Origin of the sequence: Pontibacter flavimaris, from assembly GCF_001907195.1 — a bacterium.
GTDB classification, from domain to species: Bacteria; Bacteroidota; Bacteroidia; order Cytophagales; family Hymenobacteraceae; genus Pontibacter; species Pontibacter flavimaris.
The window spans coordinates 91,535-117,817 of record NZ_LVWA01000004.1 but is presented as its reverse complement, the minus strand read 5'-3'; the positions used below and the strand labels follow the sequence as shown (position 1 = coordinate 117,817).

21 protein-coding genes are annotated in these 26,283 nt (G+C 55.1%); 10 read left to right on the top strand and 11 right to left on the bottom strand.

Going from position 1 to position 26,283, the window contains the following annotated elements; all coding sequences use genetic code 11:
- The first annotated feature begins 109 nt into the window (after positions 1 to 109).
- The 4 genes from A3841_RS05400 (at position 110) to A3841_RS05385 (ending at position 5,055) form a co-directional block, all read left to right on the top strand.
- Entirely contained in the window at positions 110 to 649 is a 540-nt protein-coding gene (locus A3841_RS05400) for a 3-hydroxyanthranilate 3,4-dioxygenase (RefSeq protein WP_073851856.1), read from the top strand.
- A 2-nt stretch (positions 650 to 651) separates the two neighbouring features.
- Complete coding sequence (locus A3841_RS05395; RefSeq protein ID WP_073851310.1) at positions 652 to 1,200, top strand: GNAT family N-acetyltransferase; 549 nt, start codon at positions 652 to 654, stop codon at positions 1,198 to 1,200.
- A 102-nt stretch (positions 1,201 to 1,302) separates the two neighbouring features.
- Positions 1,303 to 2,391 carry an amidohydrolase family protein gene (locus A3841_RS05390; protein WP_073851309.1) on the top strand — a complete coding sequence of 363 codons (1,089 nt, stop codon included), beginning with the start codon at positions 1,303 to 1,305 and terminating at the stop codon, positions 2,389 to 2,391.
- A gap of 1,098 nt (positions 2,392 to 3,489) precedes the next feature.
- On the top strand, positions 3,490 to 5,055 hold the full coding sequence (locus A3841_RS05385; protein WP_073851308.1) for a hypothetical protein: 1,566 nt from the start codon (positions 3,490 to 3,492) through the stop codon (positions 5,053 to 5,055).
- Between the two features lie 82 nt (positions 5,056 to 5,137).
- Here A3841_RS05385 and A3841_RS05380 read toward each other — a convergent pair whose 3' ends face one another.
- On the bottom strand, positions 5,138 to 5,638 hold the full coding sequence (locus A3841_RS05380) for a DUF4168 domain-containing protein (protein WP_073851307.1): 501 nt from the start codon (positions 5,636 to 5,638) through the stop codon (positions 5,138 to 5,140).
- 205 nt (positions 5,639 to 5,843) lie between these two features.
- Here A3841_RS05380 and A3841_RS05375 point away from each other — a divergent pair, with 205 nt between their 5' ends.
- A complete protein-coding gene (locus A3841_RS05375) occupies positions 5,844 to 7,097 on the top strand; it encodes a porin family protein (protein ID WP_073851306.1) in 1,254 nt (417 codons plus the stop codon).
- Positions 7,098 to 7,163: 66 nt separating this feature from the next.
- On the opposite strand, the gene A3841_RS05370 is transcribed toward A3841_RS05375, so the two are convergent.
- Both A3841_RS05370 and A3841_RS05365 read right to left on the bottom strand, forming a co-directional pair.
- Positions 7,164 to 8,552 (bottom strand): FAD-dependent oxidoreductase, encoded by a 1,389-nt coding sequence (locus A3841_RS05370; protein WP_073851305.1) that lies wholly within the window; start codon positions 8,550 to 8,552, stop codon positions 7,164 to 7,166.
- Positions 8,553 to 8,620: 68 nt separating this feature from the next.
- A complete protein-coding gene (locus tag A3841_RS05365) occupies positions 8,621 to 9,220 on the bottom strand; it encodes an alpha-ketoglutarate-dependent dioxygenase AlkB family protein (protein ID WP_073851304.1) in 600 nt (199 codons plus the stop codon).
- Between the two features lie 318 nt (positions 9,221 to 9,538).
- On the opposite strand from A3841_RS05365, the gene A3841_RS05360 reads away from it, so the two are divergent.
- The gene (locus A3841_RS05360; RefSeq protein WP_139307891.1) at positions 9,539 to 10,945 is read left to right on the top strand and encodes an alanine/glycine:cation symporter family protein; all 1,407 of its coding nucleotides are present in this window, start codon (positions 9,539 to 9,541) and stop codon (positions 10,943 to 10,945) included.
- A gap of 78 nt (positions 10,946 to 11,023) precedes the next feature.
- Here the strand turns inward: A3841_RS05360 and A3841_RS05355 are convergent, their stop codons facing one another.
- The 7 genes from A3841_RS05355 to asnS all read right to left on the bottom strand — a co-directional run bounded on the left by A3841_RS05355 (position 11,024) and on the right by asnS (position 21,313).
- The gene (locus A3841_RS05355; protein ID WP_073851302.1) at positions 11,024 to 11,971 is read right to left on the bottom strand and encodes a mechanosensitive ion channel family protein; all 948 of its coding nucleotides are present in this window, start codon (positions 11,969 to 11,971) and stop codon (positions 11,024 to 11,026) included.
- A gap of 68 nt (positions 11,972 to 12,039) precedes the next feature.
- The gene (locus tag A3841_RS05350) at positions 12,040 to 14,292 is read right to left on the bottom strand and encodes a cation:proton antiporter (RefSeq protein ID WP_073851301.1); all 2,253 of its coding nucleotides are present in this window, start codon (positions 14,290 to 14,292) and stop codon (positions 12,040 to 12,042) included.
- A 462-nt stretch (positions 14,293 to 14,754) separates the two neighbouring features.
- The gene (locus A3841_RS05340; protein ID WP_073851299.1) at positions 14,755 to 15,126 is read right to left on the bottom strand and encodes a hypothetical protein; all 372 of its coding nucleotides are present in this window, start codon (positions 15,124 to 15,126) and stop codon (positions 14,755 to 14,757) included.
- 90 nt (positions 15,127 to 15,216) lie between these two features.
- Positions 15,217 to 16,686 (bottom strand): potassium/proton antiporter, encoded by a 1,470-nt coding sequence (locus tag A3841_RS05335; RefSeq protein WP_073851298.1) that lies wholly within the window; start codon positions 16,684 to 16,686, stop codon positions 15,217 to 15,219.
- A 232-nt stretch (positions 16,687 to 16,918) separates the two neighbouring features.
- Positions 16,919 to 18,199, bottom strand: coding sequence for a kynureninase (gene kynU / locus A3841_RS05330; RefSeq protein ID WP_073851297.1), 1,281 nt, complete (start codon positions 18,197 to 18,199; stop codon positions 16,919 to 16,921).
- A gap of 111 nt (positions 18,200 to 18,310) precedes the next feature.
- Complete coding sequence (locus A3841_RS05325) at positions 18,311 to 19,756, bottom strand: hypothetical protein (protein WP_139307890.1); 1,446 nt, start codon at positions 19,754 to 19,756, stop codon at positions 18,311 to 18,313.
- 120 nt (positions 19,757 to 19,876) lie between these two features.
- Positions 19,877 to 21,313, bottom strand: coding sequence for an asparagine--tRNA ligase (gene asnS / locus A3841_RS05320; RefSeq protein WP_073851295.1), 1,437 nt, complete (start codon positions 21,311 to 21,313; stop codon positions 19,877 to 19,879).
- A 317-nt stretch (positions 21,314 to 21,630) separates the two neighbouring features.
- Between asnS and rpoN the strand changes: the two genes are divergently transcribed.
- On the top strand, positions 21,631 to 23,070 hold the full coding sequence (gene rpoN / locus A3841_RS05315) for an RNA polymerase factor sigma-54 (protein WP_073851294.1): 1,440 nt from the start codon (positions 21,631 to 21,633) through the stop codon (positions 23,068 to 23,070).
- Between the two features lie 100 nt (positions 23,071 to 23,170).
- Positions 23,171 to 23,791: a hypothetical protein gene (locus A3841_RS05310; protein WP_235861300.1), complete on the top strand. Its 621-nt coding sequence runs from the start codon at positions 23,171 to 23,173 to the stop codon at positions 23,789 to 23,791.
- Positions 23,792 to 24,226: 435 nt separating this feature from the next.
- Here A3841_RS05310 and A3841_RS19960 read toward each other — a convergent pair whose 3' ends face one another.
- The gene (locus A3841_RS19960) at positions 24,227 to 24,439 is read right to left on the bottom strand and encodes a hypothetical protein (protein WP_139307889.1); all 213 of its coding nucleotides are present in this window, start codon (positions 24,437 to 24,439) and stop codon (positions 24,227 to 24,229) included.
- 40 nt (positions 24,440 to 24,479) lie between these two features.
- Between A3841_RS19960 and A3841_RS05305 the strand changes: the two genes are divergently transcribed.
- Together A3841_RS05305 and A3841_RS05300 are read left to right on the top strand one after the other, a co-directional pair.
- A complete protein-coding gene (locus A3841_RS05305) occupies positions 24,480 to 25,262 on the top strand; it encodes an enoyl-CoA hydratase-related protein (RefSeq protein ID WP_073851293.1) in 783 nt (260 codons plus the stop codon).
- A gap of 237 nt (positions 25,263 to 25,499) precedes the next feature.
- Complete coding sequence (locus tag A3841_RS05300) at positions 25,500 to 26,225, top strand: TapB family protein (RefSeq protein ID WP_139307888.1); 726 nt, start codon at positions 25,500 to 25,502, stop codon at positions 26,223 to 26,225.
- The last annotated feature ends 58 nt before the right edge of the window (positions 26,226 to 26,283 follow it).

The window sequence follows — 26,283 nt, the reverse complement described above, 5'->3', positions numbered from 1 at the left end:
GATAAATGTACGTAAATCTATACTAAGTAACATAGCTATACTTGTCCTGCTGCTACCATGTTTGCCGGAAAATGCGTACTTTCAAAAAGTAAACCTCAAAATCGAAACTATGGCCATAACAAGACCTTTCAACTTTAAAAAATGGATTGACGAGCACCGCCACCTGCTAAAGCCCCCGGTAGGCAACCAGCAGGTGTTTAAAGGCAACGACGACTTTATTGTGATGGTGGTGGGCGGACCCAATGCGCGCAAGGATTACCATTATGACGAAGGAGAGGAGTTCTTTTACCAGCTGGAGGGCGATATCGTGCTCAAGATCATCGAGGACGGCAAGCCTGTGGACATCCCGATAAAGGAAGGCGAGATTTTCCTGCTGCCGCCGCGCGTGCCGCACTCGCCGCAGCGCCCGGCCAACACGGTGGGCCTGGTGATGGAGCGCTACCGCAAGCCCGGTGAGCAGGACGGCTTCCTGTGGTTCTGCGAAAACTGCGGCGAGAAACTGTATGAGGAGTATGCCGACGTAAGCGACATTGTAGGGCAGCTGCCGGTGATCATGAGCCACTTCTGGGACAGCATGGAGCACCGCACCTGCAACAATTGCGGCACCGTGATGGAGCCGCCGGCCAAGCCTGCCGAGGCCGCTAAGTAAGTATGAGTCACCCCAGCCTGAGCACCGGTCGCCTCCGGCTTCGCCTGGTACAGCCCTCCGACGCGGAGTTTATACTTTGTGGCTTATCCGATAAGCGGGTAACGCAGTATTACGCGGTGCATTATGAAACCCTGGAGGAAGTGGTGCAGGAGCAGATGCAGTTTTACCAGGACCTGCTGCAGAACGGCACCGGCGCCTGGTGGACCATCTCGCTGAAGGAGAATGACAAGCTGCTGGGAGCCTGTGGCCTGAACAACCTGGAGAAGGAGCATCGGAAGGCTGAGCTTGGCTTCTGGCTGCTGCCCGAGCATTGGGGAAAAGGCTATATTCCGGAGAGTGCCGCAGCAGTTGTAAAGTATGGCTTCGAAAGTATGAATCTCAACCGCATCGAGGCCATTGTGGAAGGCGGCAATAATCAGTCAGCGAAAGTGCTGCAAAAACTGGGCTTTACCTGTGAGGGAAGGCTGCGCGAGCGCGAGGTCAAACACGGCCGCTTTATCGACCTGCTATACTTTGGCCTGCTCCGAAAAGACTACCAGCAGCAAGTATAAGCTTTCGCGCCGGGAGGTGCGTAAAAAGTATAAAATGATTATCTTGTTGGATTGCCCGACAGAGTTATACCCCGTATAGCCGCATTTTTGTTCGTTTCTACCATGCAAGACAAGACGCCCATACTTACTGCTGATAACCTGCTGAAGATCGACATCCACACGCATATCCTGCCCGCTACCTGGCCCAACCTGCGCGAGCGATACGGCTATGGCGGCTTTGTCCGGCTGGAGCACCACAAGCCCTGCTGCGCCCGCATGATGATGGACGACAAGTTCTTCCGCGAGATACAGGACAACTGCTGGGACCCCAGGGTGCGTATGCACGAGTGCAGCCAGCACAGGGTAGGGGTGCAGGTGTTGAGTACGGTACCCGTCATGTTTAACTACTGGGCCAGGCCGGAGCATACGTACGATCTCTCGCAACTGCTCAACGACCATATTGCCGGCATCGTAGCCGATTATCCCGACCGCTTTGTGGGCCTGGGCACCATCCCGATGCAGGACACCGACCTGGCCATAAAAGAGCTGGAGCGCTGCGTGAAAGGACTGGGCATGGCCGGCATCCAGATCGGCACGAACATAAACGGCTGTAACCTGGACGAACCGAAGCTCTTCCCTGTTTTTGAGGCGGCCGAGGAGCTAGGCGCCGCCATTTTTGTGCACCCCTGGGATATGCTGGGCAAAGACCGCACCGGCAAGTACTGGATGCCCTGGCTGGTAGGCATGCCCGCCGAGACAACGGTGGCCATCTGCTCGATGATCTTTGGGGGCGTGTTTGAGCGCCTGCCGAAGCTGCGCGTGGCTTTTGCCCATGGCGGAGGTTCCTTCCCGTCAACCATCGGGCGCATTGCCCACGGCTTTGAGGTGCGCCCCGACCTGTGCGCCGTAGATAATAACGTAAACCCGCGCGAATACCTCGGCAGGTTCTACCTCGACTCGCTGGTGCACGACCCGCTGATGCTGGAGTACCTGGTAAACCTGATAGGGGCCGATAAAATAGCCCTCGGCACCGATTACCCGTTCCCGCTGGGCGAGCTGGAGCCCGGCAAGCTCATCGAGTCCATGCCCTACGATTTGGCTACTAAAGAACGCATGCTCAGCGGCACTGCCCTGGAGTGGCTGAATCTGGAGCGCGGGCAGTTTGTAAAGTATGGCTCATCCCTGCGCTTGCCAAAGGATCAAAAAGTATAAATTTGTTAGAATCAGGATTGGATGGACAAGGTTTCTGCAGTACTGGGTCCAACCATCCCTCCTGAGAAGGAAAATATACGTGTCCTTTTTCTGTCATCCTGAAAGTGGCACATCCCGGACTTGTGCCGGGAGAACTTGTGGGGAGGGAAGTGAGGCCGAGGCTAAGGGCTACGAAATCCAACCACCCCTACCCCTCCTTAGCCAAGGAGGGGAATCTGTTACTGCTAGTTCTAAAGTATAGGTTCCATAGCTTCAGTTCTCGCGCGGACAGGTCGCGACCTGTCCCTACAAAGTATAAACACCCCTAGCCCCTCCCGAGAGAGGATTTTTCAGCAGACGATTACATCCCCCTACCCCCCCGAAACAAGTTTGGGATCTGCGACTTCAAAGGGGGACTTTGGTTCAAGCTGCATAGCAGGCGGCTATCGAACTGATCCCAGCCTTTGGGTTGAGCGCCTTGTGAGATCCGGTGCTCAACTTGTTGAGCAGCCGTAGCGCAGCGGAGGCAGGAGGGAACACAGCGCGATGCCCGAAGGCGAGGCCTCCCGGCCTGAGGGCACCAAAGCAGGAAATGCAACTATAGGTTTGTGGAAACTAGAGGATCAGCGGGAGCTAGTAAGTATAGCTAGGTTCAAGTGGAAGGAAGCGGCGGCTAAGAATGTATAACTGAAGTATAAAAGTATAGCCACAGGAAGTATGGCTTTTCAAGCCAGTCAAGTCAGAGACTTGACACCACCTGTAGGACACAAGTCTGGAGACTTGCGCCAGAAGGAGGAAGTATAAAATATAGCCCAAGTATAAGTATGACTTACGCGGATCCGGACGTCCACAGCAGAGGGATTCCTGACAAGGATGTTCGGAACAGCGAAAGGATTGTGAGGAAGTATAAATCAAGTATAAACCGCAAGTATATAAGTATAGCCAGGCAAAGCCCAAGCATAAGATGAGCAGCAGCTACGGCACCAGAAGGCAATTCCCACCACCAACCAACAGCAAATCACCAGAAGAAACGACAGATTCTATGGTTGTGCCTGTTAAATTTTATACTTTGGCTAAATATTTGCTCGTTGTAAACATATACAATTCATCCTTAGAATTATGCGTAAACTACTCTTTAGCTTGCTCTTAGTGGGGGCCTTCGCCACGGCGGCACATGCCCAGAAAGAGTTTGCCGATATAGAACTACCCATGAACCGCGCAGAGGACCTCGTATCCGTGGCAGACGACGAGGGCAACGTGGTGGTATACTTTTACCAGGGCGGCAACCTGAACTTCGCGATGATCTCCCCCACGGGGGAGAAACTTGCCCAGCACGAGATTCCGTACCGGCACTCCAAAGACCCGCAGGTGATGGGCACCCGCGTAACAGCGGATGAATTCATTTTCTACAGCCGCTACACCAATGGCCGCCGCGAGTATGTGCGTCCGTTTGCCATCAACCGCCATACCGGCGCTTTCCGCAGCATACAGGATGTGCAGCTGAAGCTGGAGCGCAACGTCACGTTTGTGGGCGGTTTCGGCGACGAGGACCATTTCTACATGCTCTACACCGACAAAGACAGCAACCTGCACCTCTACCGCGACTCAGACGATAACGTGGCGACGATGGATTACAAGCTGTTTAAGGCAGAGCAGATGCCCCGCACCCGCGACCGCTACGCCCGCGAGTCGGGCATGATCTACGTGCACCCGGACCTGGAGCGAAACGTGTTCACGGGCCACCACCGCAGCAAAATCTACTCGCGCGGCGATAAGTTGCACATGATCTTCGACGGATACTCGCTGCGTGGCAAACCATCCAAAGAAACCACCACCGAGATACTGACCCTGGACTGGAACACCGGAAAGTCGGAGTACCGCACACTGCCGGTAATAGAGCAGCGCAACGCGCCTAGCTTTAACTCTTTCCTGCACCAGGATAAGCTTTTCAGGGTGAACCTAGAGAAGGACAAACTGAAGCTGACCGCTTACGACTTTAACACGCTGCAGCCCCTGAAGGAGTATGCTTTCACGGATAAGGAGCAACTGGCGCTGGCCTCCACGCCGGTGTACCAGCGCGGGGCAGGCGGTTTGTTCTCGTCCGGCTACGAAGTGATAGAGAAGGAGGACAAGGTGATGAAGAACCTGGCCAACGGCGTGCCCGCCATCACGGTGGATACCTACAGCGACAGCACCCTGCAGCTCACCATTGGCTCCTACAAGGCGCCGTCCGAGCGCAGCAACCGCAACGACCGCAGCCGCATGGTGCGCACCCCGGACCGTTACGTGCGCACCTCGCGCGGGCTGATGCTGATACCCGGCCGCTGGACGCCAGCCTACAACATCCCGACCTATTACCTGAACTCACCCTACTACAGCCGCTATTTTTACGACCCGTGGGGGCAGGGCGGCAACATTCCAACCGGGCCGGGAATTAGCACCTACTTCCACTCGGTGCTGGATGCCAACAGCCTGGCCAAGGTGGAGCAGGAGGGAGATGTAGAAGTGCTGCAGGAGCGTGTGGAGGCGTATGAGCGCAACCTGAAGCCGGAGCCGGAGTTCCAGACGATCTACCGCTACGGCGACAAGCTACACTACGGCTACTACGACCGCAAGGCGCGCACCTTCCGCATTGTGGAGTTTGCCCATGGCCAGGAGCCAGCCCCGCAGCCCGCGCAGGAATAACCGAACCATAGTTTTGTGTATACAGAAATGGCCGCCAGTTTTTGCTGGCGGCCATTTTTTATGCTCTCTTAACAAATGCTGGCTAGTTTTGCTTCTCCTGCATCAGCAGGTCGATGCGCTGCTGCACTGCCTGGTCCTGGCGGTAGGCAAGCATAATCTGCTCAAACTTCTCCAGCGTCATGCCGTCCTGCTGTATGGCTGTTTCCAGGTCTTTCTGCAGGGTAGGCTGCATCTCCATCAGGCGCTGCGCCGCGTTGTTGAAGGCCGCCATCTCTTCGGGGGTGGCCTCCACCTCGCTTAGCTTCTGCTGCTGGTGCGCCTGCGCCATCTGGTTAAACTTATCCACGCTCAGCTTCTCTTCCTCCAGAATGCCCATCATGGCTTTTTCCCCTTCCTGCTGTATGGTTATCAGGCGGGCGCTGGCATCGGCAAACTGCTGCAGGTCTGCGTCGGAGAAGTTCTGTGGCTGGGCCGGCTGCGCTTGCGGCGCTGTTTGTCGTGCCATGGCGGCGGGTGCTGCCAGTACAGCACCACATATAAGCGCGGCCAGGGCGGCGCCTTTAAGGTTTTGCATAAAATTCATAAGGTGGGGGATTTGCTTTTAGGTGTGAAAAGAAGGTTAAAGCCAGTTATAACACTAGCCTAAGGGAATTATACATGCGGAGTGTGAAAATTGTTGTGCGGCCGTAGAGGCAGCAGGCATCAATCGGTATAGCTACCTATACTTTTCAAACATGGTCTTATCGTAATTATTCAAGAGAACCTATATATTGGGGAAAATACATACCATGAAACGAATTTATACTTTCCTGCTGGCCTGCCTCTGCGTTATAGGGGCTGCCCTATCTGCCCGGGCGCAGTCTGACTTTAAACCGGGCTTTGTGGTGCTGGCCTCCGGAGATACCCTGACAGGATTGGTGGATTACCGGGCCAACGTGCTCAGCTCTAAAGTATGCAGGTTTAAAAGCAAGGAGAGCGCCTCAGTGGTTTTGTACTCTCCCAACGACATCAGCAGCTATGGATTCCCGGAAGACAGGTACTATGCCAGTAAGTATGTGAAGGCAGATTCGTCCAGGGTGTTTATGGAGGAGTTGGTGCGTAGTAAAATTAACCTGTATAATCTGAAGGGCAGGTTCTATGTGGAGAAGGAAGGGCTGGGGCTGGAGGAGCTGGAGACTGAGTTCAGGGAGTACTACAACGACGCAGGAGTGCTGCACCGGACCAGCGCCAACAAGCATACGGCTACCCTTAACAAGTATATGGACGATTGTATACTGGTGATGGTCGAGAAGACCGAGCGCGTAGCCCTGGCACAGAGTTCACTGATCAGGCTAATAAAAGATTACAACGAGTGCTCGCCGGGAGTGCCGGTGGTGGTGTTTAAGGAAGATCAGCCCTGGTTTGCGGCTGAGTTTGGCGTTGGGGTGGGGGTAACCCATACTTCGCTGAGCTTTTCGGCCAAGGATGAGCGCTATCTGCACCTGGAGCACTCCGATTTTACCACAAGCACTTACCCAACGGTTGGCCTGCTGCTGAACCTGCGCTCCCCGCGGGTAAGCAAGTTTACTTCTGTGCAGCTGGAGGGGCATTATTTTAGAGCCAGCCACGAAGACCGGAATGCCTACGAATGGGCCTATATGGAGTTTGAAAATGAGATGGAACTGAGAATGTCGGCCGTAAAGCTGAGTACGGCTGTGCGGCACGAGTTCGGTTCGAAAAAGCTGCAGCCTTACGTCAATGCAGGCATGTTCTTTAACTTTTTCCAGGATAGGGATTTAAAGCACAACCAGTATGTAAGGCGAACGGTATGGAGGGAGCCGGAGGTGCGGGTAAAGGACGATCCAGAGTTTATCACCAAAAACCAAAAAGGTTTTATGATTGGCGCCGGCCTGTTGTACGGCCTTGCCGGGGGCAAGGTAGCCGCAGAAGCAAGGTATGAGCATGGCCTGGATGTGCACCATGACAGGCAGGTAGACCAGCTTAATGCCCGCCTCAGCTCCAACACCAGCAACATCTCGCTACTGGTGGGGTACTACTTCTGATAAACACAGCGCTGGCTTATACGTTCTGTTATTAAAAGTATAAACCAGCGCCTTTTGTGCCTTTGGCTATATTTGGCCAGCATTATACTTCTTCAGCTTCTCTTTCTGGATGAGCTGCTTCTCCAGCAGCTTCTGTACCTCGGGTTTGTCGTAATCCTCTATACTTCGGATGTGCCTCATTACCTTCTTCATGATTCTGTCCTGCTGCTGACCGGCCGCCAGGGCGTAGGAGTAGGGCAGGTCGGTGAAAGTCACCATGGAGTATAGCGGGATCCACCTGTCGGGGTACTGGGCGGAGATTTTGCCCTCTATCTTTTTACGCAGCAGGAAGCGCGGGTCGGCCACCTTGTCGCGCATCTCGATAAAATTCATCACGGCCAGGTCGGCGATGGCGTCGGCGTTGGGTTTGCGGCTGCGCTCAAAAGCCTTGAAAAGCGCGTCCCAGTCATCCCCCTCAAAGCCCTCCAGCATCTGGTCCAGCACCGTGATATCCTCGAAGCCGGCGTTCATCCCTTGCCCGTAGAACGGCACCACCGCGTGGCTGGCATCCCCGATCAGCAGCGCCTTGCCCTCGTAGCTCCACGGAAAGCACTTAACCGTAACCAGCGAGCCGATAGGGTTCGTGAAATAATCCTGCGCCAGGGTCGGCATCAGCGGCAGCGCATCCGGGAACACCTCCCTGAAAAAAGCCAGCAGGTCGTTCTCATTGTTGATGGCGGCAAAAGATGGCTCCCCCTCATAGGGGAAGAACAAGGTGCAGGTAAAGCTGCCGTCCAGGTTGGGCAGGGCGATCATCATGTACTTGCCGCGTGGCCAGATGTGCAGCGCGTGCTTTTCGATGGCCCAGCCGCCCTCGGGCGTGGCAGGTATGGAAAGCTCTTTGTAGCCGTACTCTAAGTATGATTGCTCATAGTTATAGCGCTCTGTTTTCTGCATGGCGCCGCGCACCACCGAAAAGGCCCCATCTGCCCCAAAAAGCAGGTCCGGCTGTATGGTTTCTGTCTGATCTGTTTCCAGGCTGCGCAGCTGTACTTCGTTGGTGCGCAGGTTCACGTCCATGGCCTGGCGGCTGAAGTGGTAGGTGATGTCGGGATTTGGCTCCGAGAGGTTCATCAGCGCCGCGTTCAGCCCGCTCCTGGACACCGAGTAGATCGACTGCCCCTCCTTGCCGTAGGGCTGGAAGGTAAGAGTGCCCTGCTCGTCGTGCATCATGCGGCCATGCATGGGGATGGCTACCTGGCGCACGTCCTCCTCTATGCCAATGCCTCGTAAAGCGCGCCAGCCGCGATCGCTCAAGGCAAGGTTGATGGAACGGCCACCATCCACTATGTTCCTGCGCAGGTCGGGGCGGCGCTCGTACAGGTCTACCTTGTGGCCGCGCTTAGCCAGGTACAGAGACAGCAGCGAGCCTACCAAACCAGCTCCCATAATGGCGATGTTCTTTCTCTTGGTCATAGTATGTCAGGGGCAGAGCCTGGTGTATCGTGTAAAGTAAACGTTTCCGGTTCGCTTGCGCAAGTTCCTCAGCTATTTACAAACCGGAACGTGAGGTTGATGCGCGGCTGTACAGATTTGCTGGTTTTGGGTACCTGATGGAGCCAGTGGTGTTGCGTTGGGCCCTGCATGAGCAGCAAACTGCCGTGGGAAAGTATGAGCGGCACGGGCCTGAGGTCCTGGCGGGTGCGGTGTTTAAAAGCGAAGCGGCGCTCGCCGCCAAAGCTCAGGCTGGCTATACTTGGCTGCCGGCCCAGCTCCGGCTCGTTGTCTGCGTGCCAGCCCATGCTGTCCTGCCCGGTGCGGTAGAAATTGAGCAGCACGCTGTTATACTTTTGTCCGCTGGCCTGCTCCACCTTTTCGCGTAGTTCCTGCAGCACCGGCAGCCAGGGCTGCGGCTTGTTCTGCAGCCCTGAGTAAGTATAAGCCTTATCCCCGTACCAGGCCGTAAGGCGGGGCATGGGGACCTCACGCCCGAATAATTTTATACTTTCCTGCTGCCAGTTTGCCTCCCGCAGCAGCCGCTCAAAGTATACATCGCTTTGCGGGGAACGTATAAAGGCTGGGGCAAAATATACCTCGGCATCGGGCATGGCCAGTTGTTGCAGTGTGTTTTCGTCGGGGCGCATACGTTTCTATCTCTTGTTTGCTTTGCTCCTGCTTGCGGGCCGTCCCCTGCCATCACCACTTTCCGCAGGCAGCTCTGCAAGGCCATAGCACTGGAAAAGATAAGGGAAAAATACATAAGGTAGTGGGTTTACCGGCGGCAGGAAAATTATCTCAGATGAAACCGAAGCGGGAGGATTGCAGCTTGTGCTGCGGAGTCTTAGCGCCATACTTCCTCCTTAGGGTTAGGATTTCTTTGCATCATCCATACGATAAGTTGCCGTTGCCATACTTGTTTTTACCATATTCTTTGTATTTTGGATGCTTAAGCCGCTATAGATTTGAAAGCATTAGAAGAATTTTTAGTAGCGTTTAGCGATGCTGCATGGGGAATGCCGCTGCTTATCCTGCTGATGGGGGGCGGGTTTTATTTTATGTTGTACTCCGGTTTCCTGCCGTTCCGCTACCTGGGCCACGCCGTTAACGTGATCCGGGGCAAGTATGACGACCCGAACGATCCTGGTGACATCAGCCATTTTGAGGCCCTTTCAAGTGCGCTGGCGGCCACGGTGGGTATGGGTAACATCAGCGGCGTGGCGGTGGCGATTGCCATTGGCGGGCCCGGCGTCATGTTCTGGATGTGGGTGAGTGCCTTTGTGGGCATGGCTACCAAGTTCTTTACCTGCTCCTTGGCTATCATGTACCGGGGCCGCGACAGCAATGGCCACATAGAGGGTGGCCCGATGTATGTGGTGCTGCATGGGTTGGGGCGCAAGTGGAAGCCGCTGGCGGTGTTTTTCTCCGTGGCCGGCCTGTTCGGTACGCTCCCTGTCTTCACCAGCAACCAGCTGACGCAGGTTATCCGCGAGGTAGTGTTAGTGCCGAACGGCATTGCCACTACCAATACCTTTGCCTGGAACCTGGGCATAGGCGTAACGCTGGTAATTATCACCTCGCTGGTGATCTTCGGGGGTATAAAGCGCATTGGGCACGTAGCCGGCAAAATGGTGCCTAGTATGGTCGTGCTGTACATGCTGGCGGTTCTTTACATCATGGCCGTGAACTATACCAGCATACCTGGTGCGTTTGGGTTGATATTCGAAGATGCGTTTACGGCCAACTCCATGCTGGGCGGTGCGGTAGGGGCCATTATTATTGCTGGCGCGCGCCGTGCCTCCTTCTCCAACGAGGCGGGCATCGGCACAGCCGACATGATGCACGGCGCTGCCAAAACCGATGAGCCAATCCGGGAGGGGCTGGTTGCCATGCTGGGGCCGCTTATCGATACGATTATCGTGTGTACCCTCACTGGCGTTGCCATCATCGTGACGGGCACCTGGCAGGATCCTGATAAGAACGGCGTAGGTATAACGGTGCACGCATTTGACTCGGCCATGCCTACCGTGGGCTCCTATGTGCTGGTGGTGTGTGTGCTGATATTCGCGTTTACCTCGCTGTTCTCCTACTCCTACTATGGCACCAAGTGCTTCAGCTTCCTGTTTGGGGCAAAGTATAAGCATTATTACAACTACTTCTACGTGCTCACCATCATCTTCGGGGCTACGGCCTCCATCACGGCTGTACTGGCCCTGATCGACGGCATGTACGCCATGATGGCCATCCCGACGATGACCTCGGGCCTGTTGCTGTCGCCCAAAGTGATGGCTGCCGCCAAGGATTACTTCAGAAGGATGCGCGAGTTCAGGGAAGAGGCGAAACTTAAGGAAGTTAGCGAGGTAAAAAGTTAGCGAACCTGGCTTCCTCCAGGCCAGGCATGTTTCCTGCACAGGCTTGAGCGTCCCCGAAGTATAAGTCTCCTGCCGCGCCTACTTCCCCCTTTTCTCCGGCGCCTCCAGGCGCTGGGCCTCCATTTCGTCTTGCTGGCTTTCCATGGCGCTGTAAAAGCGGGTGGTAGGGTAGGCAAACCGGATGTCGGGGGTGTTCAGGAACTGTGTCAGCACTTCCTCCCAGATGCTGTTCTCGCTCTCGCGGCGCCCATTCAGGCCGCACAGGTAGCGGACGGTGAGCTGGATGCCGTTCTCGCGCACTTTGGTGAACACCCTTGGGGCAAAGCTTTTATAAAAGATAAGGTGCTGCTGCGCCTCGGCCCGCACCAGGTTCTCTGCTGCCTCGCTTAGCTTTTCGCAGTTCCTGCCGGCTATCTCCTCCAGTATGGCTTTGGCTTTCTGCCAGTTGCTTTCAAAGGTGATGCGTACCTGCACCTCATGCCACAGAAAAGGGAAGCCGTAGTTGTAGTTGATCTGCGGCTGCGTGAAAGCCTGCCCATTGGGCACATGCACCACGCGGCCGGTGGCCTGCTCTGAGTCTACCCAATCGCCCAGTTCGTTCAGCGTGAACTGGAAGAAGGCAATATCGATCACATCGCCGGTGTATTGACCGATCTTGATCCGGTCGCCTACTTTGAAGGGGCGCTTCCAGATGAGGAATACCCAGCCCATAATGTTCAGGATCGGGTCGCGGAGCACCACCACCAAGCCCACCGAGAAGATGCCCAGGAAGGTGGTGATGGAGCTGAACCCGTCGAACCAGATGTTGGCCAGAAAGATGATGCCCAGCCCTGTTATCACGTAGTTGGTCGTCTTCCTCCACTGGTACAGCTTATGGGAGTCGGTCTGCCGCCGCGACGCCAGCCGCAGCAATAGCCGGCTTATAACCCAAAGCCCCAGCAAGGCCAGCAGCGACATGAAGATGTTCTCCTGTATCGCAGCAGACAGGTTCAGGTTTTTCTCAATCCAACGCTCGACGTTTCGCATGCAGCTTCGACTTTAAAGCAATATCGTGAATATTGCAGCTCTAGGCAAACGGCCTTTCAGCAGCAGGGTTATACTACGGCGGCCTTTTGCGTGGTGCCCTCCAACTGTTTTATACGCCACGGGCTGCCAACAATCCACAGGATGTCGCCCTCCTCCAGCACCAGTTCCGAGTCCGGGTTCAGCAGGCGCTCCCCTTTCTTTTCGATACCTACAATCAGGCCTTTCGTTTTCTCCCGCACCCCAGACTGGCGCACCGTTTTGTGAAGGAGCGCAGAATCCGCCGACACGACCAGCATTTGAAGCCCGATGTCTTCTTTTCCGGTCTCGCCATCTGTGGCAGGCGACGCCATCTCCGTCTCAATAAACTGCCTGAAAGCCTCGATCTGCTCATCGGTGCCAAAGATATAGAGTTTATCGCCGGGGAAAATCCTCTCGTGCCGGGTAGGGGCCATGATCGTGCGGTCGCCGCGCTCTATCACAGCCACATTGACGCCGTAAAGCTCCCTTATTTGCAGCTCCAGCATGCTCTTGCCCACTACCACAGACTCAGGCGACACTTCAAAGCTGGTGAGGTGCGCGTCCCAGGGCACCAGGGTATGGCTCATCTTGCTGGCGGCGCTGATCTCCCGGGCGTTCAGGTTAGACATGAAGCGGTTCTCTATCCTGATGTAGAAGTCCTGAATCCTTTTGGAGAAAATGACCAGTAGGCCAATGATGAACAGACCCACGATAATGGCCACCTGCACCGACAGTACCCGGTTCAGAAGGAAGCCGATGAAAAGTATGGCGATGCCTATGCGGGTAAACTCCATCACGATGATGAGGCTACGGTAGTTTTTATTGGCCCAGATGCGCCCCTGCGCCTCTTTCTGCGGATGGTGCACGACCAGCGCCCAAAGGAACGGCGCCATGAAAAGCAGGGTAATGGCTGTTGTTACAATGCCGCCCCAGGCGCCTTTGATCACCGTTTCGTGGATGAATGGGTACAGAAACTCACCGGCCAGCAGCACAAGGGCAATCAAAATCACGGAATAAACCACCAGGTTAACGCCGTATGAACGGAGCACCAGTTTCCAGTCGCTGGTCGTGCTGATGGTTTGGGCACCGGAACTGTACTCGTTCAGCGAGGTAATCCATCGGGCGGGTAGCATGCGCTCCACCGACCTGTAGAGCGGCTCCGACAGCCTGATCATGTAAGGCGTGGTGAAGGTGGTGATAGCCGAGACAGCCACCGCTACCGGGTAGAGGAAGTCGCTTGTCACGTTCAGGGTAAGGCCCAGCGTGGCGATGATGAAGGAGAACTCCCCGATCTGCGACACGCTCATGCCCGACTGGATGGATGTCTTGAGTCCCTGCCCCGCTATCAGGCCGCCCGCCGTGATACTTACCAATTTGCCCGCAAGCGTTACCACCGTGATAAGCGCGATGGGCCCCGCATACGCCACAATCATGGCCGGGTTAATCAGGATGCCCACCGACACGAAGAAGATGGCGCCGAAGAGGCTTTTTACAGAGGTTGTAATATGTTCAATCTTCTCGGCCTTGGTCGTCTCAGCCAGGATAGAGCCCATGATGAACGCGCCCAGTGCCGGCGAGAAGCCTACCTGAGCCGCCAGGATCACCATCAGGAAGCAGAGGGCGATGGAGACAATCAGCAGCGTTTCGTCGTTCATGAGCTTGCTCGCCTTCTTGAGCAAAGTAGGTATCAGGAAGATGCCCGCCAGGAACCACACCACCAGGAAGAAGGCAAGCTTGAGCACAGCCGAGAGCATTTCGGCGCCGGCAAACTGCTGGCTCACAGCCAGGGTGGAGAGCAGCACCATCAGAAGTATGGCCACCAGGTCCTCCACGATGAGCACCCCGAACACCAGCCCGGCAAAGCGGTGCGATTTCATGCCCAGTTCCTCAAACGCGCGGATAATGATGGTAGTAGAGGAGATGGACAGGATGCCGCCGAGAAATACACTGTCCATCGTGGACCAACCCAGCAGTTTGCCCGTGAGGTAGCCCAGCAGCAGCATCACCACCACCTCGGCGCCCGCCATGATGGAGGACGCGCCCCCTACTTTTACGAGCTTCTTAAAGCTGAACTCCAGCCCCAGGCTGAAGAGCAGAAAGATAACGCCTATCTCCGCCCATACGTTGATGTTCTCGATCTCAATGATCGTCGGGAACAGGTTGATGTGCGGGCCTACCAGCAGGCCGGCAATAATGTAGCCCAGTACCAGGGGTTGCTTCAGCTTCTTGAAAAGGAGCGTCATGATGCCTGCTGCACCAAGTATCAGCCCGAGGTCCATGACCAGATTGGGGAGGTGTGTCATATAGTAATTTAATGTCTCAATTAAGAAATAGATGAAAGTATACTTGCCGTGATGTGGGCAATAGACTCAATACTTGCTCTAAAAGCTCAGGAGCAACTGTTTTTACGCTCAGCATGGTTTTCCAGGTTAATGCCCCAGCCCTCCGCAAGGCAGATAGCAGGGGGCGAGGCTTAGCCGGGAACATTGGTCAGGTCTGTTTTCGAGCCGCTCTGCAAAAATGCCCCACTTGGTAAAAGCAGGCTTCAATATAAACCCTGAGATAAAAAGGCAGAAGATTTTTCTGCAAAATCGTAGCCATGCTTTTATTCCCGCTAAATGGGAGAGGGGCCGCAAACAAGTTGGCAGAGGTGGAAGTATGAGCATCTGCCCTAAAACCGGCTCTGGTGGAAATCACCAGGAGAAGGACGCTCCGGAAGTGGGAGAAAGCGCGGTAAGCGTACAAGGCTGCCGGAACATGCGGCGCTAAGGAGCGTTGGGCAGTATGGTAGCAGGGAGGATTTTCGCCAGCAACCCGGCTCCGGAGGAGTGTTGCTGGTTTTCCGGTAGCGGCCTGTCGGCGGGCCGAGCTAAAGTATAAAGTTGCGGGAAGCATCGCGTTGCCTGTTGCCGGGGCAGCACAGTGGGAGATGCCATCTTCGCATACGGAAGCACCTGCACCGCCTCTTGCCCCAGGGCAGTATCGCGCTGCTCGCCTGGCCTCTGAAGCAAGCAATAGCCTAACTCTGAGATGGCCCCTTTTGAAATGAGGCGGTACACGGCCTGCTCGTGTCCGGGTAAGGTAATTGCCCAAAGCAGCATCACCCACATAAGCGGGTATTTAAGAAGGTGCTTCATTGGATTACTTTTGGCATTTGGCTACAAAACTAATGCTTTTGGCTTAAAAAGTAGTAGTTACGGGGTGCATTACGGCTGTTCAGGCCTGTGTTACTCTACTTCATACCCCAGCAGTTCGTTTACCTTCACTAGTTCATCGTCGCGGTCGGTCATCACAAACAGGACGTCGTTCGTCTGCAGGGCGGTGGCGCCGTTGGGCGTTAAAAACTTTCCTCCCCTGTTGATCAGAACGATCAGAGCCCCCTTGGGAAAGCGCAACTCAACCAGGGTCTTGCCCACGGCCGGGCTTTTGTCGGGTACCCGTATCTCTGTGAGTTCGTTTTTAATGTCGTACTCCATCTCCAGGTCGAACTGGTACTTCTTCTGCCTTCTGTCCCGCTGGCTCAGCCGCAGCCACCTGGCCACAACAGAAAGGGTGGTTCCCTGCAGCAGCACGGAGGTGAGCACGATAAAGAACACGATGTTAAAGATCATGCCCGACTTCTCGACGCCGGCCAGTAAAGGGTAGGTGGCGAACACAATTGGCACGGCGCCGCGCAGCCCCACCCACGACACATAGAGCTTGTCGCGGAGGGGATTTCTGAAAAAGGACATGCTCAGGAACACGCTCACCGGCCGCGCCACAAAAATAAGGAACATGGCTATCAGCAGGCCAGTGCCTATGAGCGGAACCATGTGCGAGGGGAACACCAATAGCCCCAGCGTTAGGAACATCAGAATCTGCATAAGCCAGGCGATGCCATCGTAGAACTTGGTAAGGCTGCGCTTGTGTATGAAGTTCTGGTTCCCAAGTATAACGCCCGCTATGTACACGGCTAGAAAGCCGTTGCCACTGATCACGTTGGTAAAGGCATAGGTAAAGATAATCGCTGCCATGGTGAGGGCAGGATATAACCCTTCCTGCTCCAGCTTGATCCGGTTGATGATCCAGGCCATGGCCCTGCCCATTGCCACGCCTGTCATGGCGCCGATGCTCATCTGCATGAAAAACATGGGGATAAGTCGCCAGATACTGGCCTCCTCGTTCATGATCAGAAACGTGAAGCTAACGGTCAGGAAGTAGGCCATGGGGTCGTTGCTGCCCGACTCCAGCTCCAGGGTGGGCCGGAGATTGTGCTTGAGGCCGATGTTCTTGGAGCGGAGGATGGAGAACACCGCCGCTGCATCTGTAGACGACACGATGGAACCCAGCAACAGGCTCTCCAGCACCGTGAAATCAGTGACGTAGTAAGTGAATCCCCCCAGCAGGATGGCCGTCGAGAAGACCCCCACGGTAGCCAGCACGACGCCGCGCCAAAGTATGGGCTTGGTGCTCTCCCAGCGGGTGTCCAGGCCACCGGAGAAAAGTATAAACGTAAGCGCCACGGTTCCCAGCGACTGCGCCGTCTGCGGGTCGTTGAACTGTATCTTGCCGAGCCCCTCAGAACCGGCCAGCATCCCTACGCCTAGGAATAGCAATAAAGCAGGAACGCCAAACCGCCCTAAGCTCTTGGTAATTAAGATGCTCAGGAATAGAAGTATGGATGAAACAAGAAGTATGTCCTCAAAAGTGACGTTCATTAATTGCCTTAAAGCACCACATTAAAATTTCCCAACAGTTACCTTAACTGCTACCCATACTCAGAAAGCCCCTGGCAGCCTTGCCTGCACGCGCCTACGCGTTGGCTGCAGCTGCCAGGCCGGATTTGTTAACCCGTAGAAATTAATACGTACGCACGTCGGAATAAGTACTTAGCGTCGGGGTTAGGGTTGCAAAAGAGGTTTACTATAGCGGTGCGAAAAGCAGATTTGCCTAGGACTGGCCTTCCAGGCAGGCATGTAAGATTTCAGAGAAGCGGTATACTTCCTCAAAACTGTTGTAGAGCGGGGTAGGGGCCACCCGGATCACGTTGGGCTCGCGGTAATCCACAATAATGCCGGCCTCCATCAGCTTGTCGAACAGCAGGCGTGAGTTTTTCTTCACGAGCAGCGAGATTTGGCAGCCGCGGGCCTGCGGGTCGCGCGGTGTGATCATCTCCAGCACGTCTTTGCCCACGTGCACATCGTTGATGAGGTACTCCAGGTAACCGGTCAGTTTTTCGCTCTTGGCGCGGAGGGCCTCCATGCCACCGGCCTCCTCCACCAGTGCCAGCGCGGCGCGGTGCAGGGCCATCGGCAGGATCTGCGCGTTGCTCAGCTGCCAGCCCGCTGCGCCGGGCATCGGCTTAAAACCCTTCTGCATCTTAAAGCGCTCCCGGGCATCGTGGCCCCACCAACCGGCGAAGCGCGGTATACTGGCGTCGTTGCCGTGGCGTTCGTGCACAAACACGCCGGAGGTGCCGCCCGGGCCGGAGTTCAGGTATTTATAGGTACACCACACGGCAAAGTCCACGTTCCAGTCGTGCAGGTGCAGCGGCACGTTGCCGGCAGCGTGCGCCAGGTCGAAGCCTACCAAAGCACCCGCCTCGTGGCCTGCTTTGGTAATGGACGCCATGTCGAACACCTGGCCGGTGTAGTAGTTTATGCCGCCCATCATCACCAGCGCCAGCTCCTCGCCGTGCTGTTTTATACTTTGCAGGATGTCCTCGGTGCGCAGCGTGTGCTCCCCCGCTCTTGGGAACAGCTCCACGATGGCCTCACCCGGAGTATAGCCATGGAATTTTACCTGCGTCTCCAGCGCGTACTGGTCCGAGGGGAAAGCCCCGCCTTCGGTGATGATCTTAAAGCGCTTGCCCTCCGGCCGGTAGAACGACACCAGCATCAGGTGCAGGTTCACGGTCAGTTGGTTCATCACCACCACCTCGCTCTCCTGGGCACCCACCACGCGGGCCGTTGCCGGCGCCAGCAGCTCGTGGTAGTTAAACCAGGGTTCCTCGCCCTTAAAGTGCCCTTCCACAGCCAGGTTGGCCCATTTATACATTTCGTTGTCGATGTACATCTGCGCCGACTTTGGCTGCAGCCCCAGCGAGTTGCCGCAGAAATAGATGGCGTCCTGCTTGTTTACCTGCGGGAAGTAGAAACGGTCCCGGAAATGGTATAGAGGGTCCTGACGGTCCTGTTCCTGCGCAAAGGCAAGCGTGTTCTGATAGTTCATGGTGTGCAGAGTTATACGTAGCGCTGCCGGTGCAACTGCTGTTTCTTTGTTGCTAAGTTAAGCATTTTGGAAAGATAATGCTGTGGCACTACGCCTTATCGGCAAACGCTGCTATTTGCTAAACGAGGTGATGTGAATTGTCCGGGTCTTTCTGTTCAGGTAACCATAGTGCATCTGCCCCTGGTAATTATAAGCAAAAGATGCTGAAACAGGTACTTTCTGGGTCGCCAGCCTGTTGTTGTGGGCTCTGAGCTGCTCCAGGTAGGATTGCCTCGCTACCGGGGCAGCTTGTTCAAAGTCGTCCTTCTGCAAGTATACGTGGAAGGAATTTTCTGATTCGGCGGAGTTTGCCGCACTTACTTTTACGGCGGTGAGCGCTATCATGGCAGGGAGAGCAGCCGGACCTAAGTAAGGCAGGAGTGTGGAGCCAGTCGGTAACATGGATGCATTGCCGGAGGTAAGGGCGTAGCTGCCAAGCGTCAGGCGGATGGTGTTCGGGCCGGCTTCTTCTGCCAGTACCGTAGTGGTGCCGATGCTCAGCTTCTTCAATACGGTCTCCGTTGTTTCCACCACCGCCGTGTCAGCTTTATGCTGCTTTTGCTTGTTAGCGGCCACCGGCGAGGCCTTGATTGTTAGAGGCTCATCACTGCCGAATGCATAGCTTTTCCTGGGGACCAAGGTTTCTACATCATAGGCTGCCAGTTGCAAGTCGTAGCCCGGCGTTACCAGGAAGCGGTAAAGTATACGTTGGTGTATAAACGAGTTGATCCCAATTGGCCTTATCTTCACCATAGGCAACGCTCTGAAATTGGCTTCTTCGGTAGCCAGGTTCAGGTGCAGCACTTCGGTGGTCAGGTTGCGGATGTTCATGCGCTGCGCTCCAAAGCCGTCGAATACCAGGTAAATGTTGTCGCCCTGCTGGTAAATCTTTTTCTGATGTGAACCGGAGGCCAGGGTGTGCTCCTGCGTCGGGTCAATAAACACAGGGTTCACCGGCCGTTCCCCTTTCAGAAGGCGGTCGTGCAGTTTTAAAACCGGCACATGAAAGCTTTTAACAGAAAACTCAGTTTCACTCCCGATCACGAAGACCTGCATTCTGCTGGTCTTTTTGCTGAAGTATAACGTGTACAGGCGGTTTTCGAAAGTATAAACCTGCACCAGTTCGGCCTTATCGTCTAAGGCAGGGGTGAGGGGTTCAAAGCCCGTGATGCTCCCGGTGGTTTTATCAATGCGGTAAGGACGGATAGCTTCCCCTTTTCCAACGGCTTTCTCAAAGTATATAAACCGGTCAGGCTGCGCGACCATGCCAAGCGCGCCGCCACTTTCGTTATAACTAAGCGCCGGTGTAAACGCTGCCGGTTGGCCTTGCGCATTCAGAACAGAGCTGTACAGAATGCCGCCCTCGAAGGCCAGCAAGCCTACCTCGCCGGAGTCGTTCACGGCTGTAAGGATGTGGGAGGGGCTTGTAAGAGGTGTTTGGAAAGTTGCGAACTCTGTTTGCGCGGAGGCGGTAAAAGCCAGCAGCAGGGCCAGCAAAAGCGGGTAAAGTTTGTTCATAGCGTACTTCATACGTAGGTTGGAGATCCAAATATAGCAATATCATACCTGGGATGTTACAGCCCCACAAAAAAGCCCGGCCAAAGTATGGCCGGGCTCTCCTGTAAAGTATAAACTCGCTTAAAACTCTGCGTTCTGCGGCGTGCGCGGGAAAGGGATTACGTCGCGGATGTTGCCCATGCCGGTTACGAACTGCACCATGCGCTCGAAGCCCAAGCCGAAACCTGCGTGCGGACAGCCCCCGAAACGGCGGGTATCCAGGTACCACCACAGGTCCTCCTCGTGTATGCCTACTGCCTTCATGCGCTCTACCAGCAGGTCCAGGCGCTCCTCGCGCTGCGATCCGCCCACAATCTCGCCGATGCCCGGGGCCAGGATGTCCATGGCCGCCACGGTTTTGCCGTCGTCGTTGAGGCGCATGTAAAAGGCCTTGATATCCTTTGGGTAGTCGGTCACGATCACCGGCTTTTTGAAGTGCTTCTCCACCAGGTAGCGCTCGTGCTCGCTTTGCAGGTCCACGCCCCAGGACACATCGTACTGGAATTTCTTTTTCTTGTAGTGGTTCGAGTTCACCAGGATGTCGATAGCCTCGGTGTAAGTTACGCGCTCAAAATCATTGCTTACCACAAACTCCAGCTTCTCGAGCAAGGTCATTTCCTGGCGCTCTTGCTGCGGTTTGCTCTTGTCTTCCTCTGCCAGGCGCTGACCCAGGAATTCGATGTCTTCGCGGTTGTGCTCCAGGGCGTAGCGGATGATGTACTTGATAAACTCCTCGGCCAGGTCGGCGTTCATTTTCAGGTCGTAGAAGGCCATTTCCGGCTCGATCATCCAGAACTCGGCCAGGTGGCGCGTGGTGTTGGAGTTCTCGGCTCTAAAGGTCGGCCCGAACGTATAAATATCGCTGAACGCCATAGCGGCCAACTCGCCCTCCAACTGCCCCGATACCGTCAGGTTCGTAGCCTTACCGAAGAAGTCCTCTGCATAATCTACCTGTCCGTTCTCCGTCAGCGGCGGGTTGGTGGGGTCCAGCGTGGTTACCCTGAACATCTCACCGGCGCCCTCTGCATCGGATGCGGTGATGATGGGCGTGTGCATGTAGACGAAGCCCTTCTCGTTGAAGAACCTGTGCACGGCAAAGGCCAGCGTGTTGCGCACGCGGAACACCGCCCCGAACGTGTTGGTGCGGAAGCGCAGGTGGGCGATCTCGCGCAAAAACTCCAGCGAGTGCGCCTTCTTCTGCAGCGGGTAGGTTTCCGGGTCGGCTTTGCCCACCACCTCTATACTGGTGGCCTGTACTTCGTATGCCTGGCCTTTGCCCTGCGAGGCGACCAGCTGGCCCACCACCGAGATGGCGGCGCCTGTGGTTATATCCTTCAGGGACTCTTCGCTGAACTTTTCATCAGCTACTACCTGCAGGTTATTTATCGTGGAGCCGTCGTTTACGGCGATAAAGTTTACATACTTGTTTCCGCGCTTTGTGCGCACCCAGCCTTTCAGCAGTACCTCTTTGCCTTCCTCGGCGCCCTGTAGCAGATCTTTAACTTTTGTGCGTTGCATGTGTATGGTTGTTGTTACCCGAAGGTACAGTAAATCCTCTAAAAATATAAATTTTAAATGATGCGGCAGCAGGCTACCCCAAGAATTCGGCTCCGGGTGGCCGGTTATACTTTAAAACGGCCCTGCGGCGTTCTAAGGAAGTATGGCGGCGGCCAGTACCTTTTTTATACTTTAAAAGCAGCAAGCTCGCGGCCTCTTGCCTGTGTTTTCCCGAAAATCCCTCAAAGTAACGATATTTTAACCTTTTTTGTAAATGCGAGTAAAATTATCCTAAATTTGGACGTGCACACACAGGCGCGGATTTTTCTTCAAAAACTATGCAGCGACTCGATTTAAGACAACTTTTATCCCAGAAGCTATCGCCGCAGCAGATACAATTTATCAAGCTGCTGCAGATACCTACTGCCGAGTTGGAGATGCGCATAAAGGAGGAGCTGGAGATAAACCCTGCCCTGGAGGAAGGCCGCGAGGAGAGCGCCGAGGAATACAGCGACTCCTCGGACGAGTATGAGGAGGACTACAGCAAGGACGATGACATCGACCTGAACGACTACCTGAACGACGACGAGATAAGCGGCTACAAGATGCAGGGCGACCGTGGCGGCGACGAGGAGGACAAGGAGATGCCCATCGCGATGACCTCCACGCTCACTGACTCGCTGCTCGACCAGCTGGGCTTCCTGAGCCTCGATGACAAGCAGTATAACATCGGTATGCAGCTTATCGGAAGTATAGACCATGACGGTTACATTCGCCGCGACCTGCGCTCCATTGCCAACGACCTTGCCTTTTCGCAGAACATCGAGACCACCGAGGAGGAGATCGAGCAGGTGCTACACCTGATCCAGACCTTCGACCCGGCTGGTATTGCCGCCCGCGACCTGCCCGAGTGCCTTTTGCTGCAGCTGGAGCGCCGCGAGCAGGACGAAACCACTGTGCTGGCCGAGCGCATTATCCGCCAGGCTTTCGACGAGTTTACCAAAAAGCACTACCAGAAGATACAGAGTAAGTTCAATGTGTCGGAGGAGGAGCTGAAGAAGGGCATTGATGCGATCACGAGGCTGAACCCGAAGCCGGGTGGCGCCGGCGCCAGCATGACGCGCGTGCAGTACATCATTCCCGACTTTATACTTGCCAACAACAACGGCCAGCTGGAGCTCTCGCTTAACTCCCGCAATGCCCCGGACCTGCGCATCAGCCGCTCCTACGCCGATATGTTCGACGCCTATGACAAATCGGATAAGAAGGATAAGAAGCTGAAGGAGACCGTGACGTTCGTGAAGCAGAAGCTGGACGCGGCCAAGTGGTTCATCGACGCCATCCGCCAGCGCCAGAACACGCTGCTGCGCACCATGGAGGCCATTATCAAGTACCAACACAGCTTTTTTCTGGAAGGCGACGAGAGCGAGCTGCGCCCAATGATCCTCAAGGACATTGCCGAGGAGATCGGCATGGACATCAGTACCGTGAGCCGCGTGGCCAATAGCAAGGCCGTGCAGACCGAGTTCGGCATTTACCCGCTCAAGTACTTCTTCTCCGAGGGCATCGCCACCGACTCCGGCGAGGACGCCAGCAGCCGCGAGGTGAAGCATATCCTGAAAGAAATTATCGAGGGCGAGAACAAGCGCAAGCCTCTTTCCGACGAGAAGATAGAGAAGCTGCTGAACGAGAAAGGCTATAACATTGCCCGCCGCACCGTGGCCAAGTATAGGGAGCAACTGAACATACCGGTGGCCCGTTTACGTAAGGAGCTCTAACTGATGAGTAATTAATAATGACGAATGAGTAATCGTACGCCATTGCCTATACTTTATCTATCCATTATTCATCCGTCAATCTTCATTATTAATTAATAAAGTGAATCGTTCGCTCGCGAAAGCCCTGTCTGTGGTGTTTCACCCGCTGCTGCTGCCCACCTACCTTTTCGCCATCATACTTTATTACATGCCCTCATCCACACTCACGCTGCCCATGAGCGTGCGCTGGATCGTGTTGGCCATGATTTTCTTCACCACCTTTATCATACCCACGGCAGCGGCCTTTTTCATGGTGCGCCTCGGCTACCTCGACTCTATGGAGATGGACAAGCGGGAGCAGCGCGGCTTTCCGCTGCTGTTCACGGGCATTTGCTACGCTGCCACCTCTTACCTGTTCTACCGCGAGCCGGTTTACGACGCTATTTTCTACTTTGTGATGGGGATTATCGCGGCGGCCATATTTCTGGCTTTTGCCATTTCGCAGTTCTGGAAGATAAGCGCGCACAGCATCGGGGCGGGTGGAGTCCTGGGGCTACTCGTGGTGCTGCAAAAGCTGGCGCCCGAGGCCATGCTCATCTACCCGATCATCGTGGCTGTTTTCCTTTCCGGAGCTATCATGTCGGCCCGGCTGGCCCTGCAGGCCCACACCCCGGAGGAAGTATACGCGGGCTTCGGCTGTGGTTTCCTGCTGGCGCTGGGCGCATCGCTGGCGCTGTGGTAAGTATAAAATATAGAGAGGGGCTCGGCTGTACCGGGCTTAACGACCTCTTGCAAAGTATAAACCCACCCCTAATCCCTCCGAGGAGGGGAATTTACACCCCACCCCAGCCCTCCCCTAAAAACAGGGGAGGGAGTTTATACTTGCCCATCTTCCTGTCATCTCGAGCAGGGTGAGGTATCAAAACAGAATTCTAAATAGATCTCTCATTACATTCGAGATGACAGAAAGCAGCGGCTATCGAACTGATCCCAGTCCTTGGGTTGAGCGCCTTGTGAGATCCGGTGCCACGTTAGTGGCAGCGCCCTGGCGCAGGAGGGAACACAGCGCGATGCCAAAGGACGAGCCCTCTCGGGCTTGAGAGCACCAAAATATAAAATGAAACGATAGATAAGTATAGTCAGGAGGATGAACGGTAGCTAGCAAGGATAGCTTGTATCAATTGGAAGGAAGCAGCGGCAGGGAAAGTATGGCTAAAGTATAAAAAGGCACAAGCGGACGCTTGCGCCAGGTAAGTATAAAGTATAGCAGTAAATATAAACTGGAAGTATAGAAGCATAGCTCAAGTATAAACCGGCAAGTATAATTCATAGATTTCTGCTTCAGCAACAAAGCGCTAGAGCCAGCCTTATACTTTGCTCTTACCCTCATAATCAATACCTTTGGTTAGATCAAAACTAACCCTAACCTTATGACCTACGAATGCCTTTTATATGAAGTGCAGGACGGCGTGGCCACCATCACGCTAAACCGCCCGGATGTTTTCAATGCCTTTAACGACCAGCAGAGCTACGACCTGCAGGACGCCCTGAAGCAGGTAAGCCGCGACGAGAACGTGCGCGTGGTGGTGCTGACCGGCGCCGGCAAGGCCTTCTGCTCCGGCCAGGACCTGAAGGCCATCGCCAGCGCCAGCAAGCGCGACCTGTCCGAGTCGCTGGAGAAAAGGTATAACCCGATTATACGCGCGATGCGCAACCTGCCTAAGCCCATCATCTGCAAGTTAAATGGCGTGGCGGCCGGTGCTGGCTGCTCCCTGGCCCTGGCCTGCGATATGGTGGTGGCCAGCACGGCGGCAAGTATGATCGAGGTGTTCGTGAACGTGGGGCTGGTGCTGGACTCCGGCTCGTCGTTTTTCCTGCCGCGGGTGGTAGGCTCGCTGAAGGCGTTTGAGCTGAGCACGCTCGGTTCCAAGGTGTCGGCAGAGGAGGCGCTGCAACTGGGCATGGTAAACAAGGTGGTGGCCCCGGAGGATCTGGATACCGCTGTGGCCGAACTGGCCGCCCGCTATGCTGCCGGGCCGACCAAAGCCATTGGCCTGATGAAGAAAATGCTGAACAAGTCCTTCAGCTCCACGCTGGATGAGATGCTGGACTACGAGGCCCACTGCCAGAAGATAGCCGGCAACTCTGAAGACTACAAAGAGGGCGTGACTGCCTTCAACGAGAAGCGGAAGCCGCAGTTTAAGGGGGCGTAAGTATAGCAAGCATTGCGCAGACTAAAGGAGATTGCCTGCATCCTCCAAATCAAAAATAGCATCACATAAAGTATACAGCCATACTTCAGCAGAGAGCCGGTCCCTGGATCCGGCTCTTTCTGTTTTCGCCGCCCCTGATTTATACTTTGCCATACTTTGGATAGCCCTGCGGCACCTTCATCCGTATACAGTATTTATAATTATTTCCATCTATTTTTAAACTTAAATTTGATGCTTATGTACTGCAAGGTTCTCGTTTCATGGCTGTGTTGCCTGCTGCTGCTGGTGGCAGTGCCGTCTCAGGCCCAGACCGACTGTAGTGATTACCAACTGCTGCGCGAAAACGCAGTGTATGAGTTGTTAAGCTACAACCACAAAGACAAGCCAACCGGCCGCATGACCTATAACGTGACGGACCTGGACCGCTCCGGCGGTAAGCTGGAGGCCACCATCCACAGCCAGGTGTATGACGAGAAGGACAAACTCGCCACTGAGGGAGACTTCAAGATTGGCTGTGAGAACGGGAGCATCTGGATGGACATGAACTCCATGATGAACCGGCAGGGCGCCATGCAGGGCCAGGAGAATAACCTGGAGATGAGTATGGATGGCGATAAGATGCTATACCCCAGCAATATGCAGGCGGGGCAGAAGCTCGAGGACGGCACCATGACTATGGAGATGAAGGACTCCGGCAACGGCCAAAGTATGATGACCATGGTGATGAAAGTGACTGACCGCACCGTGGAGGGCAAAGAGAGTATAACCGTGCCCGCCGGCACTTACGACAGCTACAAAATAAGGTATAACACCCAGATGGAGAACCGCGCCATGGGTATGAAAATGCCCGGCATGCGCATCGAAACGGTAGAGTATTACGTGCCCAAGATCGGAATGGTGCGCTCCGAGACGTACCGCAACGGAAAGCTGCAGTCGTACACGGTACTCAGTAAGATAGAATAACCAGGCTTAGTCCGTCTGTTCATAGCGAAGCGCCGGCCCCCTGAACAGGAGCCGGCGC

Coding starts and splice junctions, on each gene's coding strand:
- A3841_RS05400 (WP_073851856.1), top strand. CDS start 110: ATGGCCATAACAAGACCTTTCAACTTTAAAAAATGGATTGACGAGCAC.
- A3841_RS05395 (WP_073851310.1), top strand. CDS start 652: ATGAGTCACCCCAGCCTGAGCACCGGTCGCCTCCGGCTTCGCCTGGTA.
- A3841_RS05390 (WP_073851309.1), top strand. CDS start 1,303: ATGCAAGACAAGACGCCCATACTTACTGCTGATAACCTGCTGAAGATC.
- A3841_RS05385 (WP_073851308.1), top strand. CDS start 3,490: ATGCGTAAACTACTCTTTAGCTTGCTCTTAGTGGGGGCCTTCGCCACG.
- A3841_RS05380 (WP_073851307.1), bottom strand. CDS start 5,638: ATGAATTTTATGCAAAACCTTAAAGGCGCCGCCCTGGCCGCGCTTATA.
- A3841_RS05375 (WP_073851306.1), top strand. CDS start 5,844: ATGAAACGAATTTATACTTTCCTGCTGGCCTGCCTCTGCGTTATAGGG.
- A3841_RS05370 (WP_073851305.1), bottom strand. CDS start 8,552: ATGACCAAGAGAAAGAACATCGCCATTATGGGAGCTGGTTTGGTAGGC.
- A3841_RS05365 (WP_073851304.1), bottom strand. CDS start 9,220: ATGCGCCCCGACGAAAACACACTGCAACAACTGGCCATGCCCGATGCC.
- A3841_RS05355 (WP_073851302.1), bottom strand. CDS start 11,971: ATGCGAAACGTCGAGCGTTGGATTGAGAAAAACCTGAACCTGTCTGCT.
- A3841_RS05350 (WP_073851301.1), bottom strand. CDS start 14,292: ATGACACACCTCCCCAATCTGGTCATGGACCTCGGGCTGATACTTGGT.
- A3841_RS05340 (WP_073851299.1), bottom strand. CDS start 15,126: ATGAAGCACCTTCTTAAATACCCGCTTATGTGGGTGATGCTGCTTTGG.
- A3841_RS05335 (WP_073851298.1), bottom strand. CDS start 16,686: ATGAACGTCACTTTTGAGGACATACTTCTTGTTTCATCCATACTTCTA.
- kynU (WP_073851297.1), bottom strand. CDS start 18,199: ATGAACTATCAGAACACGCTTGCCTTTGCGCAGGAACAGGACCGTCAG.
- A3841_RS05325 (WP_139307890.1), bottom strand. CDS start 19,756: ATGAACAAACTTTACCCGCTTTTGCTGGCCCTGCTGCTGGCTTTTACC.
- asnS (WP_073851295.1), bottom strand. CDS start 21,313: ATGCAACGCACAAAAGTTAAAGATCTGCTACAGGGCGCCGAGGAAGGC.
- rpoN (WP_073851294.1), top strand. CDS start 21,631: ATGCAGCGACTCGATTTAAGACAACTTTTATCCCAGAAGCTATCGCCG.
- A3841_RS19960 (WP_139307889.1), bottom strand. CDS start 24,439: ATGAGGGTAAGAGCAAAGTATAAGGCTGGCTCTAGCGCTTTGTTGCTG.
- A3841_RS05305 (WP_073851293.1), top strand. CDS start 24,480: ATGACCTACGAATGCCTTTTATATGAAGTGCAGGACGGCGTGGCCACC.
- A3841_RS05300 (WP_139307888.1), top strand. CDS start 25,500: ATGTACTGCAAGGTTCTCGTTTCATGGCTGTGTTGCCTGCTGCTGCTG.